Source organism: Ruegeria sp. BB10 (assembly GCF_056535725.1).
This window is the reverse complement of record NZ_JBQFIW010000001.1, coordinates 1,084,074-1,102,870: the sequence shown is the minus strand read 5'-3', so window position 1 is coordinate 1,102,870 and position 18,797 is coordinate 1,084,074. Positions and strand designations below refer to the sequence as shown.

Genomic DNA, 18,797 nt, shown 5'->3' with positions numbered 1-18,797 from the left:
TCTAGCTAGCGACACCATGGCGGATGTCTTCCCCCAGCCTTCCGTCCAGAGACATCAGGATCGCAATCGGACGCAGGGCCGGAATATGGCTAAAGACGATCAGGATGCAAACGGTGAGCGGCACGCTGAGGAACGCCCCGATCAAACCCCAGATCGTGGTCCAGAACATCAGCGCCAGAATGACCAGAAAAGTGGACATGTTCAGCGAACGTCCCAGCAGCGCGGGGTCCAGAAAGTTGCCGATCAGGAATTGAAGCGTGCCGCAGCCCAAGATGATCATCAGGAATGGTCCGATGCTTTCGAACTGCACTAACGCGATCAGGGATGGGAAGATCACCGCGATGATCGAGCCGATTGACGGGATGAAGTTCAGGGCGAAGGTCAGGACGGCCCAGGTCTCGGCGAATTCCAGTCCAAGTATCTTGAAGACTGAGTAGCTGATGCTTGCTGTGATCAGGCTGATCAGTGTTTTCACCCCGACATAGCGTTGCAGGCTGAACGAGATCGCATCCAGAATGGCAGCGAATTCGATACCCGTTTTGGGATCGCCCGCGGCCAGTTGAATCTTTTTGCGAAAGGCCAATCGTTCGGCCATCAGGAAGGCGACATAAAGGCTGATCAGGAAAAACTGGTTCAGCAGGGATGTAGCGCTGCCCAACAGAACGCGCGCGATATAAGACATGTCGATGTTGATCAGGTTGTCGCGGATAAATGTGGTCACGTCATTACCAACCCAACCGGTGACGCGGTTGACCGTCTCGTCGAATTGGTTTTCGTAAGTGCCGATCGTGCGGGCGAATTGGGTGGCCTGACTACCCAAAATATACATGATCACGAACAACCCGGCCAAAACGACGGTGACACCGGCCACATTGGCCAACCACACCGGCATTCGGGTCAGGGCGATGATCCGGTCGCTCAGTGCGATGATCAGGACATTGACCAGCAAGGCCATTGTCAGCGGGATCAGAAACGCGGAACCTGCGTATAGCCCCAGCACCAGCAGCGTTGCCACAATCGACACGTCGCGCACAACGGAAAGCTTCAGCTTTGTCGGTGTTGTGGTTTCGTCATTGTCCAGTGTCATAGCTTGGCCTGTCTCGGGAACTGTCCTTAGCGCGTATAGCGATCCTGCACAGCAGAGCCGGATTATGCAATGCGTCCAAACCTTTGTCTGAGATTATTTGGGTAGATCGCGGGATTGCCGGTTCTTTGGGTGCCACAGGCAGGTTAGGCTTTGGGAATGAACGCGCGTGTGATTCCTTATTTGAGCCGACCGGTTCGGGCACTTTGGGTGGCTATTGTCCGCTTTGACGCCAAGAACGGCTTCGTCATGAGCAGCCATGTCGCCATGTCTCTAATGTTGGCGCTTTTTCCGTTTGCCCTGTTTACCGTGGCTTTGGCAGGTTCACTGTCACAGGATTACGTCACCGACGAATTGATCGAGCTGATTTTTGGTGCCTGGCCAAAAGATGTGGCCGGGCCGATTGTGGCTGAACTGCGCTCGGTCCTGACGGAATCCGGTTCAGGGGTAATCACTTTGGGCGGTTTGCTGGCGGTGTTTTTTGCCTCAAACGGGGTATTGGCCGTGCGCAAGGCTATGAATCAGGCCTATCACGACCACGACAGCTGGCCGTTTTGGAAAACGCGGCTGTTGTGTCTGGGGCTGGTGATTGTTGGTGGTCTTACAATCATGATCATAGCGGCGGTCGAAGTGGTTCTACCAGTCTATACGCAGTTGGTGTCCGAGAAGACGGATGTGAACGTGTCCGATTGGTTGTCGGTGGATCGTCTGCGCTGGACTTTCACTGTAGCCGTTCCCGCAGGTGTTGTTGTCCTGGCACATCTGGTCTTGCCAACGGGGCGGCACAAGCTGCGCCAGATTCTGCCGGGCGTTGTGCTGACGCTTGCCCTTTGGGCTGCGGGAGGTTGGGGGTTTTCGGTTTATATCGCGCAGTTCGCCTCGTACAGCGCCACCTACGCAGGTCTGGCCGGGGCGATGGCCGCGCTGATCTTTCTGTATCTGTGTGCCGCGATGCTGATCCTGGGTGCCGAATATAACGGGGCGTTGATGGATATGCAGGATGAGCTGGACGGGCAAGCGGCATGAGGGCGGCAGTATTCCTTTTCGGGGTGCTGGCACCGGTTTACGCATTTGCTCAGTCGCCCGAGTATGTCGGCTCGGACCAATGTATCGCGTGCCACAAGGCTGAGGCCGAGGCCTGGTCTGCATCCCATCACGCTTTGGCCTGGACCAAGGTAGAAGACGGGCACGTCGCGGCTGATTTTGACGGAACGCAGTTTGATCATGACGACATGTCTGTCGAGTTCAGCCAAACAGGCGATATGGTGCAGGCCCGTGTGACCGAAAAGGATGGCACTACAACCCTTTACGATCTGCATTCGGTGGTCGGTATTGAACCGTTGCAGCAATACTTGTTCGAAACCGAACCCGGCCGTTTGCAGAGTTTCGATGTGGTTTGGGATACAAGCGAACAGCGGTGGTATCACCTCTATCCCGATCAGGACCTTCCCCCGGATGATGGTCTGCACTGGACCGGGCCGTATAAGAACTGGAACGCTCGTTGCGCTGAATGTCACGCGACCGGGTTTGAAAAGAATTACGATGGGCAGACCCGCAATTACAGCTCAGTTCAGGCTGAGATTGGGGTCGGGTGCGAGGCCTGCCATGGCCCATCCTCGGCCCATATCGACTGGACGCAAGGAAAAAACATCAGCGCTGATCTGAGCGCGTTTGGGTTCACCATGGATTGGGGAAAAGGCCAGACTGAGGCGGAAATCCAGCAATGCGCCGGTTGTCATTCCCGGCGTGAAGCACACGGCGATGGAAACCCGGTGCCGGGAACGCCCTATCATGACGCTTACAACCTGTCGGTGCTACGCCCAGGCCTCTATCACCCCGACGGCCAGATTTTGGACGAGGTCTATGTCTACGGCTCATTCCTGCAGTCCAAGATGTATGCACAGGGCGTCGGGTGCATGAATTGCCATGACCCGCACAGTGCCGAACTGAAAGCCGAAGGCAATGGCGTGTGTACCCAGTGCCATTCCCCGGCGGGAAATCCAGTTTTCCCGACCCTGACGGCCAAAGATTACGATACACCGGCGCATCATCATCACCCGGACGACAGCGCAGGCGCCCAGTGCGTATCCTGTCATATGATCGAGCGGGTATATATGGGTGTCGATTGGCGACGCGATCACAGCTTTCGCATCCCGCGCCCTGATCTGGGGTTGGGGCAGGACGCCTGTACCGATTGCCACCAATCCGAAGATCAAGCCTGGGCCGCGGGACAAATCCAAGGGTGGTTTCCTGACTCCACCCAACGTCGTGAGCATTTCGGGACGACGTTTCAGGTTGCTCTGACCGGGCAGACTGACGGGCCAGAGGCTTTGCTGGAAATAGCGACTGACCCGAACATGGCTGGCATCGTGCGTGCGACGGCGGCTTATCTATTGCAGCCCTTCGCCTCGCCCAAGGTTGCGGCAAAAGCGGCACCATTGTTGTCGGACACTAACCCCTTAGTGCGCGCCAACGCAGCACCATTGCAACGTGAGGCAGCGCTGCCGGACCGGGTGGGGCGGTTGGAACCGTTGCTTTCTGACCCGATGCGCAACGTGCGTATTTCGGCAGCCAAAGAGTTCCTGAACATCCCAGCTCAGGCGCTGACGCCAGATCAGCAAACACAAGTGGCGCAGAGCATGGCCGAATGGCAAGGTGCAATCGGGAACCGGCTGGATTTCCCTGAAACCCATCTTGTTTTGGGTGGAATGGCGTTGACGTTCCGCAACGCACCTGCGGCTGAGCTAGCCTTTCGCGAAGTTGTCACCCTTGACCCACAGCGCGCCGAGGCCTGGCCAATGTTGGTGCAGTTGGCGCAGATTAATCGTGGGCCACAGGCCGCGCGCACCGTACTGCAAGAGGGGCTAGACATACTGCCTAAAGATCCGGGATTGCTGCAGCTCAAGGCTCAGCTGACCCCGTAAACCGGCATGGCGTGGCCCGGATTTTGCCACGTTCCCGACTAATTATTGGGTTAACCAGGGCTCAAGCTAGAAACACCGCCAGACCCTAAGGTGACCCATGTCTGACAAACCGGTTCACACATCGCAGCTGCAAAATCCTTTGTCCCTGGGCCAGAGGATCGCTGAACTGCAGGCGAGAAAGCCAGAATATATCAACCATGGCGAAGCCCTGCTGTTGCAAAGCACAGCTGCCGCGTCGCTGCGCGAGCAATTCCTGACCGGTGATCGAAGCTGGCTTGACGATTAAGTCAGCCGCGGAATCCCGTGGCGACAACAAATTTCTCGGAACTGTCAGACCGTGACGCAGGGGGTTTTACGTTTGCCACCTTTTCGAACTTTTGCTTCAACAACTTTTGCAGATCGCCCTCGGCCCCCCCGGCCAGAACCTTGGCGACAAACGTGCCGCCTTCTTCCAGCACGTCGAAGGCAAAATAGGCCGCGGTTTCGCACAGGGCCATGATCCGTAGGTGATCGGTTTGCTTATGCCCGGACGACGACGCCGCCATATCGGACATCACGACATCTGCCTTGCCGCCCAGCCATGCTTTGACCTTTTCGTCGGCATCGTCTTCCATGAAGTCCAGCACATGCGCCTCGGCACCTGCGACCGGTTCAACCTCTTGTAAGTCGACGCCCAGAACGGTTCCAATCCGTTTGCCAGATCGCTCGCCCAGCGCATTGACGCGTTTAACGGCTACCTGCAGCCAACCACCGGGCGCACAACCCAGATCGACCACGCGCGCACCGGGAACGAGAAAGCGGAACTTGTCATCCAGTTCCAAAATCTTATAAGCCGCACGTCCGCGATAGCCATCCGCTTGCGCGCGCTTCACATACGGATCGTTCAACTGCCGCTCAAGCCAACGGGTCGAGCTGAGCTTGCGCCCGCGCGCAGTCTTGACCTTGACCTTCAGGTCTCGCTGTCCGCGGCCCGAGTTGTTTTTGCCACTTGGTGTCTTCGCCATTAGAACGGTCCGTCTTCCAATACACCGTCCGCACTCATCTGCGCATAAAGCAGGCCTTCGCGCAGCCCACGATCCGCCACGGAAAGGCGGTCAGTGGGCCAGCAGCGAAGCAATGCCTGCAAAATGGCTGAGCCGGACATGATCAGGGCCTGCCGGTCATCGCCGATACGCGGATCTCGCCGCCGCCCCAGTGGGCCGAGTTCTAAGTATCCCCGTATGACTTTGTCAATCTGATCGCTGGTCATGCGCAAACCGTCCACTTTGGTCCGGTCATAACGCTTTAGCCCCAGATGCGAGGCGGCCACGGTCGTTACTGTGCCGCTAGTACCGACAATCTGAAACCCTTCGCGGGCCTGTTCGTCCTTGTAAGGGGCAAAATCGGCCAGGTTTTCTTCAAAAAACCAGCTCATCAGCGCGAAACGAGCCGAGTCGTCTTCGACATCATTGAACTGGTCACGCAGAGTGGCCACCCCCAACGGAACGCTGATCCAATCCACCACTTTTGCTGCCGGGAAAGGGCTATCGGCTGTATGGAACCCGTGGTGCAGCCGCATAATCGCCGCCGGACGGTCCCGACGCGGTACGGAAGAGACGTCGATCCACACCAACTCGGTCGAACCGCCGCCGATATCTACGACCAATAGCTGTTCGGTCTTGGTCGACACCAGCGGCGCGCACGAGATCACGGCCAGGCGGGCCTCTTCCTCGGGCTGGATGATTTCCAGATTCAGGCCAGTCTCGCGTTTTACCTGCCGGATGAAGTCGCGAGAATTCTTGGCGCGCCGACAGGCCTCGGTCGCGACCAGGCGCATCCGTTTGACCTTGTTTCGCTTCAGTTTCTGCTGACAGATGCGCAGTGCCTGAATGGTGCGCGCCATCGACGACCGAGACAGCCGTCCGGTCCGTTCCAACCCCGCGCCCAATTGCACGGATTTGGAAAAGCTGTCTACCACATGAAACCCGCTACCCTTGGGTTGGGCTATCAACATGCGGCAGCTATTTGTTCCCAGATCCAGCGCCGCATATAACGCATCTGGATCGGGTCTTGCCGGCGCGGGGCTTTCGACCGCCTTGGGGAACGCGCCCGCACCTTTGGGACGCTTGGGCGCCATCTTCAACGCCCTCCGATTTTCGAGTTACCCCGACCATAGGTCGGCCAAATGTTTCGTGCAAGACGCTCATTAAAGTGATGAGTATTTTGATGTGCGCATTTGCGCGAGAATTGAGTACAAGCGCCGTATCCTGTGGGGGACAAAAACGTCGTTTGAAAGACTGCTTGTGTCGAAAATCGACCGACTTTGACCCATATAGAAGTCTAGAACCGATCCATCTGGTTAGGAGGAATCAACGGCAATGCCTGACGTCACCATCGTATACTGGCGCGATATTCCCGCCCAAGTCATCGTCGGCAAAGGCCGTCGTGGCGCAAAGCGGCAGTTGGAGGAGCGGTTCGAACAAGCCATCGACCGGGCTGCGATGAAAGTGAACGCCAAGGACAGCGATGCCTATCTGGCCGAGTGGCGCAAGGCCGAACCCTTTGCTGTCGAGGGCGACCCGTCCGAGATTGCCGAGGCCGAGGCCGTGCGTTTGGAAACGGAATACGATCAGGACCGCATCAAGGCTCTGATCGCCAATGACGGTTGGGCATGAGCCCAAAATCTATATGGGAGGCCGCAATGGCTTTGCTGAACTTCAAGAAACGTGATGCGGTCGAAAACGGCCCTGTGAATCCGACCGTCGAAGCCTTTTTGCAAGGCTATTCGATCGAGGTGATGCCGCGCACCGCCGAAAAGGTCGAAGATTTCCGCGCGCTGTTGCCCGAAGGCACCCGCGTCTACATCGCCCATATTGAGGGCACGCCCATCGAAGATATGGTCAAGACCGCCAAGCGGATCGCCGACGAAGGTTATCCGGTGATGCCCCATTTCCCGGCGCGGATCATCAAGGATGCCGCCACGCTGGAAAACTGGATCTCGGTGTATCAGGGCGAAGCGGGTGTTGATCAGGCGCTGTTGCTGGCCGGTGGTGTCGCAAATCCGCACGGTGATTTCGACAGCTCGATGCAGTTGCTGGAATCCGGCCTGTTCGACAAGGCAGGCTTCAAGCGTTTGCACGTGGCGGGCCACCCCGAGGGCAACAAGGACATTGACCCGGACGGCTCGACCAAGAATGTCGACGACGCGCTGCGTTGGAAACAGAAATTCTCGGAAACCACCGATGCGGAAATGGCTCTGGCAACCCAGTTTGCTTTCGATGCTAAGCCGATCATCGCATGGGCCGACAGCCTGAAAGAAGCGGGCATCGATCTGCCGATCCATATCGGCATCGCGGGCCCGGCCAAGCTGCAGACCTTGATCAAATTCGCCATCGCCTGCGGTGTTGGCCCGTCGCTGAAGGTTCTGCAAAAGCGCGCTATGGATGTCTCGAAGCTCTTGCTGCCGTATGAACCGACCGATGTTGTGACTGAGCTGGCCAACCACAAAGCGGCCAACCCGGATTTCAACATTACCAACGTACACTTCTTCCCGCTTGGTGGCATCAAGACCAACGCCAACTGGGCGATCAATAACGGCGGCGCTTCGGCAAAGCCTGCAAACGCTTAAGGAACGGACATGACCCGTACAGTCGTAGAATCAAAAACAAAAACAGCCGTCCTGGGATTTGACGAACCGTTTTGCGTCATCGGTGAGCGGATCAACCCGACCGGTCGTAAAAAGCTGGCCGCAGAGCTGGAAGCGGGCGATTTCTCAACCGTTGAGAAAGACGCCATCGCACAGGTCGCCGCAGGGGCCACCGTGTTGGATATCAACGCAGGCGTTGTCTACAACTCGAACCCCAACCCGAACGAGACCGAGCCGCCGCTGATGCGCAAGATTGTCGAGCTGGTACAGGGGCTGGTCGATGTGCCGCTGTGCGTTGACTCCTCAGTTCCCGGCGCTTTGGAAGCGGGTTTGGAAGCCGCGGAAGGTCGTCCACTGCTGAACTCGGTCACCGGCGAAGAAGAGCGGTTGGAAATGGTTCTGCCGCTGGTCAAAAAGTACAACGTTCCTGTCGTTGCGATCTCGAACGACGACACCGGTATTTCCGAAGATCCCGATGTGCGGTTCGAGGTTGCCAAAAAGATCGTCGAGCGTGCCGCTGATTTCGGCATTCCGGCCCATGACATCGTCGTTGACCCGCTGGTTATGCCCATCGGTGCGATGGCAACCGCAGGCCAGCAGGTGTTCGCTCTGGTCCGTCGCCTGCGCGAGGAACTGGGCGTGAACACCACTTGCGGTGCGTCCAACATCTCGTTCGGTCTGCCGAACCGTCACGGCATCAATAACGCGTTCCTGCCGATGGCAATGGGCGCTGGCATGACCTCGGCGATTATGAACCCGGTCGCCTTGCCGGTGACGCAGAAAAAGATTGCCGAGAAGAAAGAGGCCGTCACAGCCGCTGGCATCATCCTGCCCGAAGGCATGGATGACGAGGCTTTCGTCCAGATGTTTGGCCTGGGTTCGACCAAGCCGCGCGCTGGCAAGGAAATGGAGGCCATTCGTGCCGCCAACCTGCTGACCAATAACGACCCGCATGGCGGGGAGTGGATCAGGTTCAACAAAGCGCCGGACGAAGCTGGGGCCGCAGGCGCTGCTGGTGGCCGTCGCGGTGGTGGTCGTCGTCGCCGCGCGTCCTGAACCGGACACTATATACAGTGAAAAGGCTGGGCCTCGCGCCCAGCCTTTTTCGTTCTTGATACCAATCAAGGCTAAGGCGAGGGTGGCGGGTCAGACTGACTGGGACAGATGACGAAGGACCAGCGCAATCATGACCCGACATCACCCCCCAAAGCTCGCCGACGCGGACTTGAACCTGAAATTGGGCAAGCAGAGGTATTTCAAGAAATTGGCCGAGTTGCAGGCGCAGTTGGCGCTGATCCAACAGGCTTTTCTGTTTCACGGAACCAAGGGCGTGCTGGTCTTTGAAGGATGGGATGCGGCAGGCAAGGGCGGCACGATCCGACGGATCAGTCAGGCTCTGGATCCGCGCAGTTTCAAAGTGTGGCCGATTGGGGCGCCCCGGAACTATTATCTGAACCGTCACTACCTATTGCGGTTTTGGGAGAGGTTGCCACCTCAAGGCGCGATCTCTGCTTTTGATCGCAGTTGGTATGGCCGGGTGCTGGTCGAACGGATCGAGAAGTTCACCCCGGAAGAGCGCTGGCGCGGAGCCTATCGCGAGATCAACGATTTCGAACGCATGCTGGTGGATGACGGTACCCGCATCGTAAAGCTGTTCTTTCACATTTCTCAGCAAGAACAGATGGAGCGGTTCACCGAACGCCTACGCAACCCGATGAAGCGGTGGAAACTGACCTATGAGGACTTTCGCAACCGCGAACGATGGGCCGAAGCAGAAGTTGCCGTAGATGAAATGTTGGCCCGTACCTCAACCGATGTCGCGCCATGGTATGTGATCCCTGCCAACAACAAGAAATATGCAAGAATCAAAGCAATGCAGGCAATTGTTGACGCGTTTTCGAAAGATATCGACCTGAACCCGCAGCATCTGGATCAGCGCACGCTGGATGCGGCATGCGAGGCGCTGGATGTGGATCAATCCCTGATCGACGACCTGCGTGCCCGGACCGAGTAAGATGGGAGCTGAGATGGAAAGACGCTTGCGGTTAATCAATCGCCGGTGCTATTCAGCGCCACGCGGCGGGTATGATGTAATGGTAGCCTGTCAGCTTCCCAAGCTGAACGCGCGGGTTCGATTCCCGCTACCCGCTCCAATTACTCAGATTTTCGCGCCTGAAACAGGTTGATCAAAGCCGGGATTTCGACCGTGTTTTCAGACGCATACGGTTGAAATGCCTTTGTAATTCCTTGCTGGATATTCAATACGTCCTCGGCATCCCCTTCAAAATAGACGATCAGACGGGCCGCCGGACCGATACGTGTACACAAGGTTGCGCAATCCTCGATCGTTCCGCGAATGCGCAGTAAGACAGGTACTTGTTCGACACGAATATCGGTCAGGCCAGCCTGGTCCAGTAGGCCAGAGACCCGTTCGTGGTCATGAAAGGCCAATGGGCCGGGGGCGTTTCGATCCATTACAGGTGGGTTGCCCAGTCGGGCACATGCGATGATATGCGGCGTCTTGAACCAGGGATTTCCGTCTAATGGTCCCCAGGCGGCAAAGGTCATCTGACCACCCGGCTTCAACGCACGTTTCATGTTGGCAAAGGCAGCGACCGTGTCTTCAAAAAACATCACCCCAAAACGCGAGATCATTGCGTCGCGGTCTGCCTCAACAAACCGGTGGGTCTGAGCATCGGCATGTTGGAGGTCAATGTTTAACAACCCTTTTTCGATGGCCCGTTGCCCCGCGCGGTCCAGAAATGGTTGTGAGAAGTCCGCCGCCAGTACGTGACCGCTTTCGCCTACGGACTCTGCCGCTCTGACGCTGCTTGCACCGGTGCCGCAGCCGATATCCAGCACCCGCATGCCGGGTTGCAGCCCGGCTCGGTCTAGGACCAGATCAAGAACCGGGGCCAACATCTCATCCATCTGCTCTTCAAAGGTGAGCCAATTGGCGCCAGAGGGAGAATTGCTCCAGAACTCGGCCTGTTCTTCGTTCGCAGCTTGCATGATCGCTTCCCTCAGGTGACGCGACTATGACCGGCGACGGCGACGACGACCAGACTTTTCCTCGGCCCCGCCACCCGAGTTGAACGACGGTGAGGGCAGAGTGACCACCTGCGCAAGTTCCGGGAACGGATCGGTTTTGTGCGGGATGGCGTTTGCGGCGACGAAATGGTCCTGGAATTTGGACTCAATCGCGGTTTCGACCTTGGTAATTTCGCGAACGACGCGCTCGATCTCGGACCGGGCGGCAATATTGCACAGGGCAATCCGCGCACCTGTGCCCGCCGCATTGCCCGCGCTTGAGACTTTGTCCAGCGGCGCGTCGGGGATCATGCCCAAAACCATCGCGTGTTTGGTCGAAATATGCGCACCGAAAGCTCCGGCCAGTACCACGCGATCCACTTTATCGACCTCCATGACATCCATCAGTAGGCGCGCACCGGCATAAAGCGCGGATTTGGCCAGCTGGATGGCACGGATATCGCCTTGGGTCACGGTTATGCGCGGGCCGCCCTCGGCGCTGGCGTCATGGATCAGGTAGGCATGGGTGCGGCCTTCGGGCACGCAGCGCGTGGTGCCAGTTTGCTCGGCCGACCCGATTAGACCGCTTTCATCCAGCAACCCGGCGATGCGCATTTCAGCGACCGCCTCGATGATGCCCGAACCACAGATGCCGGTGATACCGGTGGTGGCAACGTCCTGATCAAATCCATCTTCGTCAGACCATTTCTCGGAACCAATAATGCGGAAGCGGGGTTCCTTGGTAACGGGGTCGATTTCGATCCTTTCAATGGCTCCGGGGGCGGCCCTTTGGCCGGAACTGATCTGCGCGCCTTCGAATGCAGGACCCGTGGGCGACGAACAAGCCAGAACGCGGCTGGTGTTGCCCAGCAGAATTTCGGCGTTGGTGCCGACATCGACGATCAGAACGAGGTCTTCGGATTTTCCGGGCTCCTCGGACAGGGCAACGGCGGCACAGTCGGCGCCGACATGACCCGCGATGCAGGGCAGGATATAGACCTGCGCGCGTGGGTTCATTTTCGTCAGGTCCATCTCACGCGCGGGCAGAGACATGCTTTCCGACGTGGCCAGAGCAAACGGCGCCTGACCAAGTTCAACCGGGTCCAGCCCCAGCAGTAGATGGTGCATGACCGGGTTGCAGACGAATACGGTTTCGACGATCAGGTCGGCATCAATCCCAGCTTCATCCGCAATCGAGGTGGACAGGTCATTGATCGCCTCGCGCACGGCTTTTGTCATTTCCTGATTGCCGCCGGGGTTCATCATCGAATATGACACGCGGCTCATCAGATCTTCGCCAAAGCGGATCTGTGGATTCATCAGGCCCGATGATGCCTTGACCTCACCTGTTTCCAGATCGGTCAGGTGGGCGGCAATGGTGGTTGAGCCAAGGTCAATAGCCAGCCCATACAACCCGCTTTCATGGAGGCCGGGCCAGATTTCAACGACCTTCGCGACCGAATCCTTGTGCCCTTTGTGAACAGCAACGGTAACTTCCCATTTACCTTTGCGCAGAACCGGCTGCAGCTTGGACATCAGCGACAGATCGGCTGTGACGGCATCGATGTGCCACTGTTCGCGCAAGGCACGCTCCAGCCGCTCCAGATCGCCGGTGGGTGAGTGCATATCGGGCTCTTCCACTACCACAAAATACAGCCGGGTTGCCGGGTCCATGGTGATGGCGCGCGCGGTGGCAGCCTTGCGGACGACCTGCCGGTGTACCTGGCTTTCAGGTGGTACGTCGATCACGATGTCGCCCTGAACCGTCGCCTGACAACCCAGGCGGCGACCGGTTTTCAACCCGCGCTTGTCGTCGTAACGCTGTTCGACCGCGTTCCATTCGCTCAGCGCGTCGTCGGATACAGTCACGCCGTGCTTGGGAAACTCTCCATAGCTGGGCGTGATCTGGCATTTCGAACAGATCCCGCGCCCGCCACAGACCGAATCCAGGTCGACGCCCAACTGCCGGGCAGCGGTCAGAACCGGGGTGCCGACGGGGAAATGCCCGCGTTTGCCCGAGGGGGTAAAGACAACAAGGGGATCGGTGGTCATATCTGGCCTGCCTTTTTGTATTCGCGCGTTTGCCGGCAAGATATGGGTTTGTGCGCAAAGGGAAAGGGCATTCCGCGGCACGTTTTGGATAATGAACGTCGTTTTTTACTGTGGTAGCGGCTTGCGGGGGAAAACTAGTTTAGGTCAGGGGCTTTTCCTTGGGATGAATCCATGTAATAGGGTCACCGCCAAACGGGCTTTTGCATGAGGTTAGCAGATGCAGATTCGTGAGGCACTTACCTTTGACGACGTACTCTTGGTTCCGGGGGCATCGACGGTGCTGCCTGCGACGGCGGACACGACCACGCGCGTGACCCGTGAGATTACCATGAACATCCCGCTGCTCAGCTCGGCCATGGACACGGTGACTGAGGCGCGCATGGCCATTGCCATGGCGCAGGCCGGTGGCATTGGCGTTATTCATAAGAACCTGACAACCGAAGAACAGGCCCGCGAAGTGCGGCGGGTCAAGCGGTTTGAGTCCGGCATTGTGTATAACCCAGTGACCCTGCGCGCGGATCAGACGCTGGCAGATGCGCAGGCGCTGGTGCAGCGTTACAACTTTACCGGTTTTCCGGTGATTGATGACCAAGGTCGCGTCGTTGGTATCGTGACAAACCGTGACATGCGTTTTGCGACCTCGGATGATACGCCGATCAAGGCGATGATGACCTCGGACAATCTGGCGATGCTGAAAGAGCCCGCTGATCTGGAAGAGGCCAAAAGCCTGATGCGAGCCCGTCGGATCGAAAAGCTGCTGGTGGTCGATGGCGAGGGCAAGCTGACCGGCCTGCTGACGTTGAAGGACACCGAACAAGCGGTGCTGAATCCAACGGCCTGCAAGGACCGCCTGGGCCGTTTGCGTGTGGCTGCGGCGACCTCGGTCGGGGATGCCGGGTTTGAACGGTCTGAGCAACTGGTGGATTCCGGTGTCGACATCATCGTGGTCGATACCGCGCATGGTCATTCCCAAGGCGTTCTGGACGCGGTGAAACGGGTCAAGACGCTGTCGAATGAGGTTCAGATCATTGCCGGTAACGTCGCCACGGGTGATGCGACCAAGGCGCTGATCGACGCAGGCGCGGATGCGATCAAGGTTGGCATTGGGCCGGGGTCGATCTGTACCACGCGGATGGTTGCCGGGGTCGGGGTGCCTCAGCTGACAGCGATCATGGATTGCGCTTCGGCCGCCGGAGATGTTCCGGTGATTGCGGATGGTGGCATCAAATTCTCGGGCGATTTCGCCAAGGCGATTGCGGCGGGCGCATCCTGTGCGATGGTCGGCTCGATGATCGCGGGCACCGATGAAAGCCCGGGAGAAGTGATCCTGTATCAGGGCCGTTCATTCAAATCCTATCGCGGCATGGGTAGCCTGGGCGCGATGGCGCGCGGCTCGGCAGATCGGTATTTCCAGAAGGATGCGGCCAACGACAAACTGGTGCCCGAAGGGATCGAAGGGCAGGTGCCTTACAAAGGGTCGGCCAGCGCGGTGGTCCACCAATTGGTTGGCGGTTTGCGCGCGGCGATGGGCTATACCGGTTGTGCGACAGTTGAAGAAATGCGCAAGAACTGCAATTTCGTCAAAATCACTGGTGCAGGCCTGAAAGAAAGCCACGTGCATGACGTGCAGATCACCCGTGAAAGCCCGAACTACCGGGTGATGTAATTGTATCCAATGCGTAATGCGGCGTCCGGATCAGGGCGCCGTTTTGCATTTTCAGCGCATCTTTACGCGCCAAGACAACAGCATCGGAAAACACTATGACCCCGGCCGCTCGTATTCAGGCATCGATTGAAATTCTTGACCAGATTCTGTCGGGTATGCCCGTCGAGAAGTCTCTGACCAACTGGGCGCGACGCAGCCGGTTTGCCGGGTCCAAGGATCGTGCTGCGGTTCGTGATCATGTGTTTGATGCGTTGCGGTGTCAGCGGTCCTATGCGGCGCTGGGTGGTGCTGACACTGGCCGAGGTTTGATGATCGGTGCGCTTCGCGCCTCTGGCGAACGGCCGGAGGATTTGTTCACAGGCGCCCGTCACGCGCCCGCGGTTTTATCTGAGTGTGAGGTCAGGCGTGATTTTCATTCGGATGCCGAGTCTTTGGACATTCCCGAATGGCTCTGGCCCAGATTTCAGTCCTCACTGGGAGATCAGGCAGTTGCCGTCGCGCGGGCGCTGCAACACCGCGCGCCGGTGCATCTGCGGGTTAATCTGGTCAAAACGGATGTAGCTTTCGCAAGCAAATCGCTAGCGGCTGAAGACATAACAGCCGCCCCGCATCCAACTTGCGAAACAGCCTTGGAAGTGACCCAAGGCGCGCGCAAGATCGCCCAAAGCCGGACCTATGCAATGGGGTTGGTCGAACTTCAGGATGCCGCCAGTCAGGCCGTTGTGGCCGCTTTGAATCTGCGCCCGGGGATGCGGGTTCTGGACTATTGCGCAGGTGGGGGTGGTAAGTCGTTGGCCCTGGCCGCGCATCAGGGGGTCGAGGTGTTTGCCCATGATGTAAACGCAGGCCGGATGCGCGACCTGCCTGCGCGCGCGGAACGTGCGGGGGTGCGGATTCAGATCGTGTCCACGGATAAACTCGAACAGCAAAAGCCGTTTGATGTCATTCTCGCGGATGCGCCATGTTCGGGCAGCGGGTCGTGGCGACGTGCGCCTGCGGGCAAGTGGGCACTAACCGAAAGTCGCTTGCAGGAGCTTACCGGAATTCAATCGAACATTCTGGATAAGTTATCGACAATGGTCGCGCCGGGCGGTGTCTTGGCCTATGCGACGTGTTCTATGTTGGAGGACGAAAACGGCGCTGTCGTCGCCTCCTTTCTGCGCGCCAATCCAGAGTGGTCCGAGGAATTTCGCAAAACGTGGTTTGTTTCGCACGGAGCTGATGGTTTCTTCACTGCACACTTGACGCGATAGTGCGTCAGGGCATAGCAACTTTAGGGAGAGTATCCGGTTTCGCTTAATCGGACATTAACCTTATTTGGGCTGACTACGCCAAAGCCCATCGACTTGAGTTGTTTATGACTGACACTACGGAAGTATTCGCCGATCCGTCTGACCACAAAACCCCATCCGGCCTGCGACTTGCCTCTTTGGTTGTCATCGGTGCGCTTCTAAGCCTGACGCCGGTTTTAGGGCTGTTGCCCGACGTTTGGCATACAGGCTTCATGGTTGCGGGCGTATCTCTTCTGGCCGCTTCGTTTCTGGTGGTTCTTCGGGGGAAGATCACGGACTATTTGGCGCAGCAGGCGGTGAAAACCATGGCCGTTTTTGCAGAGCAAGATCTGTTTCCCTGCGTGATTGCGAATGCCCAAGGCGAAATTCTGGCCGCCAACCCCGAGGCACGCGCGCAGTTTCAGGCCTTTCCGGGCAGTCGGTTAGAGCAATGCCTGAAATCCCCGTTCGCGAACCCCCCGGCTATTTTGCTTCGACTGCAGTCATCGGCTGAAATTTATGGCAAAGCCCGCGAAGACATTGTGACCGTTGGGTCAACGATCCCGGTTTCAGTGTTCAATGTTGGTCAGGGTCGGTTTTGCTGGCGTTTTCATCTGGATACGCCAGGACAGTGGGACGAGGTCAACATCCCGGTCCTGACCGAGGGGCGCAACGGCACTTTGCTGCGGGTGAATGATGCAGCGGCGCATATGCTGGGGCAGAGGCCGGACGCGCTGAACGAAGTGCTCACGAGCGATTCTCTTACGCAGGGTGAAATTGTACAGGTTCAGACAACAAGGGGTGCGGTTTCAGCCATTGTATGCGAACTCGGCTGGTCCGGCACTGTGCGAAACCTGCTTGTGTTGCCTGTGGCGCAGGACCGGCAAGCCAGCAGTGGTACATCCTTTGCCGATTTGCCAGTGCCGATCATGCGCCTTGCCCCCGATGGTCGTATTCTCGAGGCGAACCGGCTGGCGGTAAAGTTGATCGGTGATATCGAGCCCGACGAAACCAATGTCGATCAGATCATGCAAGGGCTGGGGCATCCAATCTTGGATTGGTTGGGGCGGACCGCCGCACAAGAACCCACGATGCGGTCCGAGTTTCTGCGTCTGACCCGCAAGGACAAAGAGATTTTTGTTCAGGTCACCTTAAACCGTGTGGTGAACAACGGGCAGGTCTGCCTGATTGCGGTGTTGAATGACGCTACTGAACTCAAAACGCTTGAGGCACAGTTCGTGCAGGGGCAGAAAATGCAGGCGGTGGGCCAGTTGGCCGGTGGCGTTGCCCATGATTTCAACAATTTGCTGACAGCAATTTCCGGACATTGCGACCTGCTGCTTTTGCGGCACGACCAAAATGACCCGAACTACGGCGATCTGGTTCAGATCAACCAGAATGCCAACAGGGCTGCGGCTCTGGTCAGTCAGCTGCTGGCGTTTTCGCGCAAACAAACCTTGCAGCCCGAGGTGCTGGACCTGCGCGATACGATCTCGGATCTGATCCACCTGCTGAACCGGTTAGTGGGCGAAAAAGTGCGTCTGATACTCAGCCATGATCCGGTTCTGAAACCCGTCCGGGCGGACAAAAGACAGCTAGAGCAGGTGCTGATGAACCTAGTTGTGAACGCGCGCGACGCCATGCCAGATGGCGGCGAGATTCGGATTGAGACCGAGGTGGTCGTGCTGAGCCAACCCTTCACACGCGACCGTGCCACGGTTCAGCCGGGGGAATACGTGACCGTCAAGGTAATCGACAGCGGCACTGGTATCCCGGCAGACAAGCTGCAAAAGGTATTTGAGCCGTTCTTTACGACCAAGCGCACTGGCGAAGGTACGGGGTTGGGCTTGTCCACGGTCTATGGAATCGTCAAGCAAACGGGCGGGTTCATTTTTGTCGACAGCCTTCCCGGGCATGGAACCGAATTCATCGTCTACCTTCCGGTGTCGGCCGCGCCTCAGGAAGTCCAGCAAGAGGCGTTGCCCCCAGTCGAAACGCAAAGCGCTCGGCAAGGTGAGGGTGTTGTGCTGTTGGTTGAAGACGAGGCCCCGGTGCGTGCCTTTGCAACACGCGCATTAAGGTTGAAGGGCTATACCGTTCTTGAGGCCGGGTCGGCAGAAGAGGCACTGCGCTTGCTTGAGGACGGGGCGTTGAATGTCGATGTTTTTGTCACCGATGTGGTCATGCCCGGGATGGATGGGCCAACCTGGGTGCGTCAGGCGATGAAAACGCGTCCGGATGTACGGGTGATCTTCATGTCTGGCTATACCGAAGGAGCCTTTGGCGATTCCGGGCCGGAAATCGCGCATTCGGCCTTCTTGCCGAAACCATTCTCATTGAATGAGCTGACCGAAGCGGTGTTTCAACAGATTAACTGACCAAATCAAAGTGCAGCGTCGTGGCATATGAACTCGGCGTCGTGGCGTTTTCGAAATTTTCGCTCGGTTTCAGGTGACAGGGCAAGCTCACGTCGGGGTGAGACATTTTCCTGCTGCAGGTTAATCTGCATGTTCAGACGATCCTGAAGGAAGTTCAAAATCTTATCCTGATTTTCGTATTTGAAGACATGGCTTGCACCAAAACCGTTGCTTCGGGTGCGGAAAAACTGACTTTGGCTGCCCACATCCGCGAAATCGGGGCGCGGAGATTTCATATAGGCCTGCACAAAATCGTCAAAGGATATGTCACGAGTTGAATGTGGATGCCCGACCCGGTCATTGCGGCTGCGGAAACGGTACCAACTGCCCAGCCAGTCGATCGGTTCGCGAACGACGGCCATGATCTCCATTTCGGTTTCGTACATTTTCCGAAAAATGTTCTGAAAAAAGCGGTCATAGCGACGCACAGGAGCGTGTTTCAGATCCGGTGGACCCGTTACGACAAAATCGGCGCGCTCGCGCAGGGCTGAGTGATAGGCCGTGCTGCCGGTCTTTGGAACAGCCAGAAACGCAAGGCGTTCCTTATAGAAAACAAGCATTTATTTGCCTTTTGCCGATCTCTGTTACGGGTGCAGATTGGCGTAAACGACTCTTTAACACAATTGCCCAACAGTAAGTATTGTAAGTTTTAGTTGAAATGTTCTCTTTTTGGTCCCATAAGGAACAAGAGGCGAACAAAGCAGCGATTGCCGCCCGTTCAAGGGTGT

The 18,797-nt window shown here is 57.5% G+C and carries 16 protein-coding genes and 1 tRNA gene; 11 read left to right on the top strand and 6 right to left on the bottom strand.

All coding sequences use genetic code 11. The features are described from left to right. Position 1 precedes the first annotated feature (1 nt). Complete coding sequence (locus ACR3EP_RS05515; RefSeq protein WP_170348779.1) at positions 2 to 1,087, bottom strand: AI-2E family transporter; 1,086 nt, start codon at positions 1,085 to 1,087, stop codon at positions 2 to 4. 156 nt (positions 1,088 to 1,243) lie between these two features. Here ACR3EP_RS05515 and ACR3EP_RS05510 point away from each other — a divergent pair, with 156 nt between their 5' ends. The 3 genes from ACR3EP_RS05510 to ACR3EP_RS05500 all read left to right on the top strand — a co-directional run bounded on the left by ACR3EP_RS05510 (position 1,244) and on the right by ACR3EP_RS05500 (position 4,294). Continuing rightward, positions 1,244 to 2,110, top strand: coding sequence for a YihY/virulence factor BrkB family protein (locus ACR3EP_RS05510; protein ID WP_480636706.1), 867 nt, complete (start codon positions 1,244 to 1,246; stop codon positions 2,108 to 2,110). Continuing rightward, on the top strand, positions 2,107 to 4,008 hold the full coding sequence (locus ACR3EP_RS05505; RefSeq protein ID WP_480636704.1) for a multiheme c-type cytochrome: 1,902 nt from the start codon (positions 2,107 to 2,109) through the stop codon (positions 4,006 to 4,008). Before ACR3EP_RS05510 ends, ACR3EP_RS05505 begins: the two co-directional genes overlap by 4 nt. Positions 4,009 to 4,105: 97 nt before the next feature. Next, the gene (locus tag ACR3EP_RS05500; RefSeq protein ID WP_170348776.1) at positions 4,106 to 4,294 is read left to right on the top strand and encodes a hypothetical protein; all 189 of its coding nucleotides are present in this window, start codon (positions 4,106 to 4,108) and stop codon (positions 4,292 to 4,294) included. A gap of 1 nt (position 4,295) precedes the next feature. Here ACR3EP_RS05500 and ACR3EP_RS05495 read toward each other — a convergent pair whose 3' ends face one another. Together ACR3EP_RS05495 and ACR3EP_RS05490 are read right to left on the bottom strand one after the other, a co-directional pair. Continuing rightward, positions 4,296 to 5,012 carry an RlmE family RNA methyltransferase gene (locus ACR3EP_RS05495; protein ID WP_170358560.1) on the bottom strand — a complete coding sequence of 239 codons (717 nt, stop codon included), beginning with the start codon at positions 5,010 to 5,012 and terminating at the stop codon, positions 4,296 to 4,298. Next, positions 5,012 to 6,124: a Ppx/GppA phosphatase family protein gene (locus ACR3EP_RS05490; protein ID WP_170348774.1), complete on the bottom strand. Its 1,113-nt coding sequence runs from the start codon at positions 6,122 to 6,124 to the stop codon at positions 5,012 to 5,014. The genes ACR3EP_RS05495 and ACR3EP_RS05490 overlap by 1 nt, the downstream gene beginning before the upstream one ends. 241 nt (positions 6,125 to 6,365) lie before the next feature. On the opposite strand from ACR3EP_RS05490, the gene ACR3EP_RS05485 reads away from it, so the two are divergent. The 5 genes from ACR3EP_RS05485 to ACR3EP_RS05465 all read left to right on the top strand — a co-directional run bounded on the left by ACR3EP_RS05485 (position 6,366) and on the right by ACR3EP_RS05465 (position 9,786). Continuing rightward, complete coding sequence (locus tag ACR3EP_RS05485; RefSeq protein WP_170324990.1) at positions 6,366 to 6,662, top strand: virulence factor; 297 nt, start codon at positions 6,366 to 6,368, stop codon at positions 6,660 to 6,662. Positions 6,663 to 6,688: 26 nt separating this feature from the next. After that, positions 6,689 to 7,615 (top strand): methylenetetrahydrofolate reductase, encoded by a 927-nt coding sequence (locus ACR3EP_RS05480; RefSeq protein WP_480636701.1) that lies wholly within the window; start codon positions 6,689 to 6,691, stop codon positions 7,613 to 7,615. Between the two features lie 9 nt (positions 7,616 to 7,624). Continuing rightward, complete coding sequence (locus ACR3EP_RS05475; RefSeq protein WP_170348771.1) at positions 7,625 to 8,689, top strand: methyltetrahydrofolate cobalamin methyltransferase; 1,065 nt, start codon at positions 7,625 to 7,627, stop codon at positions 8,687 to 8,689. Between the two features lie 130 nt (positions 8,690 to 8,819). Then, on the top strand, positions 8,820 to 9,647 hold the full coding sequence (locus ACR3EP_RS05470; RefSeq protein ID WP_480636699.1) for a polyphosphate kinase 2 family protein: 828 nt from the start codon (positions 8,820 to 8,822) through the stop codon (positions 9,645 to 9,647). A gap of 65 nt (positions 9,648 to 9,712) precedes the next feature. Next, positions 9,713 to 9,786 (top strand) — tRNA-Gly (locus tag ACR3EP_RS05465). Between the two features lies 1 nt (position 9,787). Here the strand turns inward: ACR3EP_RS05465 and ACR3EP_RS05460 are convergent. After that, positions 9,788 to 10,645 carry a class I SAM-dependent methyltransferase gene (locus ACR3EP_RS05460; RefSeq protein ID WP_480636698.1) on the bottom strand — a complete coding sequence of 286 codons (858 nt, stop codon included), beginning with the start codon at positions 10,643 to 10,645 and terminating at the stop codon, positions 9,788 to 9,790. Between the two features lie 24 nt (positions 10,646 to 10,669). After that, complete coding sequence (locus ACR3EP_RS05455) at positions 10,670 to 12,715, bottom strand: ASKHA domain-containing protein (protein ID WP_480636696.1); 2,046 nt, start codon at positions 12,713 to 12,715, stop codon at positions 10,670 to 10,672. 217 nt (positions 12,716 to 12,932) lie between these two features. Between ACR3EP_RS05455 and guaB the strand changes: the two genes are divergently transcribed. From guaB to ACR3EP_RS05440, 3 genes are all read left to right on the top strand, one after another. After that, positions 12,933 to 14,381, top strand: coding sequence for an IMP dehydrogenase (guaB, locus tag ACR3EP_RS05450; protein ID WP_480636694.1), 1,449 nt, complete (start codon positions 12,933 to 12,935; stop codon positions 14,379 to 14,381). Positions 14,382 to 14,476: 95 nt separating this feature from the next. Next, a complete protein-coding gene (locus ACR3EP_RS05445) occupies positions 14,477 to 15,634 on the top strand; it encodes an RsmB/NOP family class I SAM-dependent RNA methyltransferase (RefSeq protein ID WP_226688428.1) in 1,158 nt (385 codons plus the stop codon). A gap of 104 nt (positions 15,635 to 15,738) precedes the next feature. After that, positions 15,739 to 18,030, top strand: a complete 2,292-nt coding sequence (locus ACR3EP_RS05440; protein ID WP_480636692.1) for a hybrid sensor histidine kinase/response regulator — start codon at positions 15,739 to 15,741, stop codon at positions 18,028 to 18,030. Positions 18,031 to 18,035: 5 nt separating this feature from the next. Here ACR3EP_RS05440 and ACR3EP_RS05435 read toward each other — a convergent pair whose 3' ends face one another. After that, positions 18,036 to 18,629 (bottom strand): sulfotransferase family 2 domain-containing protein, encoded by a 594-nt coding sequence (locus tag ACR3EP_RS05435; protein WP_480636690.1) that lies wholly within the window; start codon positions 18,627 to 18,629, stop codon positions 18,036 to 18,038. Between the last annotated feature and the right edge of the window lie 168 nt (positions 18,630 to 18,797).

Bases quoted from the DNA above. Each gene is read 5' to 3' on its own strand.
- ACR3EP_RS05515 (WP_170348779.1), bottom strand. From the start codon at position 1,087: ATGACACTGGACAATGACGAAACCACAACACCGACAAAGCTGAAGCTT.
- ACR3EP_RS05510 (WP_480636706.1), top strand. From the start codon at position 1,244: ATGAACGCGCGTGTGATTCCTTATTTGAGCCGACCGGTTCGGGCACTT.
- ACR3EP_RS05505 (WP_480636704.1), top strand. From the start codon at position 2,107: ATGAGGGCGGCAGTATTCCTTTTCGGGGTGCTGGCACCGGTTTACGCA.
- ACR3EP_RS05500 (WP_170348776.1), top strand. From the start codon at position 4,106: ATGTCTGACAAACCGGTTCACACATCGCAGCTGCAAAATCCTTTGTCC.
- ACR3EP_RS05495 (WP_170358560.1), bottom strand. From the start codon at position 5,012: ATGGCGAAGACACCAAGTGGCAAAAACAACTCGGGCCGCGGACAGCGA.
- ACR3EP_RS05490 (WP_170348774.1), bottom strand. From the start codon at position 6,124: ATGGCGCCCAAGCGTCCCAAAGGTGCGGGCGCGTTCCCCAAGGCGGTC.
- ACR3EP_RS05485 (WP_170324990.1), top strand. From the start codon at position 6,366: ATGCCTGACGTCACCATCGTATACTGGCGCGATATTCCCGCCCAAGTC.
- ACR3EP_RS05480 (WP_480636701.1), top strand. From the start codon at position 6,689: ATGGCTTTGCTGAACTTCAAGAAACGTGATGCGGTCGAAAACGGCCCT.
- ACR3EP_RS05475 (WP_170348771.1), top strand. From the start codon at position 7,625: ATGACCCGTACAGTCGTAGAATCAAAAACAAAAACAGCCGTCCTGGGA.
- ACR3EP_RS05470 (WP_480636699.1), top strand. From the start codon at position 8,820: ATGACCCGACATCACCCCCCAAAGCTCGCCGACGCGGACTTGAACCTG.
- ACR3EP_RS05460 (WP_480636698.1), bottom strand. From the start codon at position 10,645: ATGCAAGCTGCGAACGAAGAACAGGCCGAGTTCTGGAGCAATTCTCCC.
- ACR3EP_RS05455 (WP_480636696.1), bottom strand. From the start codon at position 12,715: ATGACCACCGATCCCCTTGTTGTCTTTACCCCCTCGGGCAAACGCGGG.
- guaB (WP_480636694.1), top strand. From the start codon at position 12,933: ATGCAGATTCGTGAGGCACTTACCTTTGACGACGTACTCTTGGTTCCG.
- ACR3EP_RS05445 (WP_226688428.1), top strand. From the start codon at position 14,477: ATGACCCCGGCCGCTCGTATTCAGGCATCGATTGAAATTCTTGACCAG.
- ACR3EP_RS05440 (WP_480636692.1), top strand. From the start codon at position 15,739: ATGACTGACACTACGGAAGTATTCGCCGATCCGTCTGACCACAAAACC.
- ACR3EP_RS05435 (WP_480636690.1), bottom strand. From the start codon at position 18,629: ATGCTTGTTTTCTATAAGGAACGCCTTGCGTTTCTGGCTGTTCCAAAG.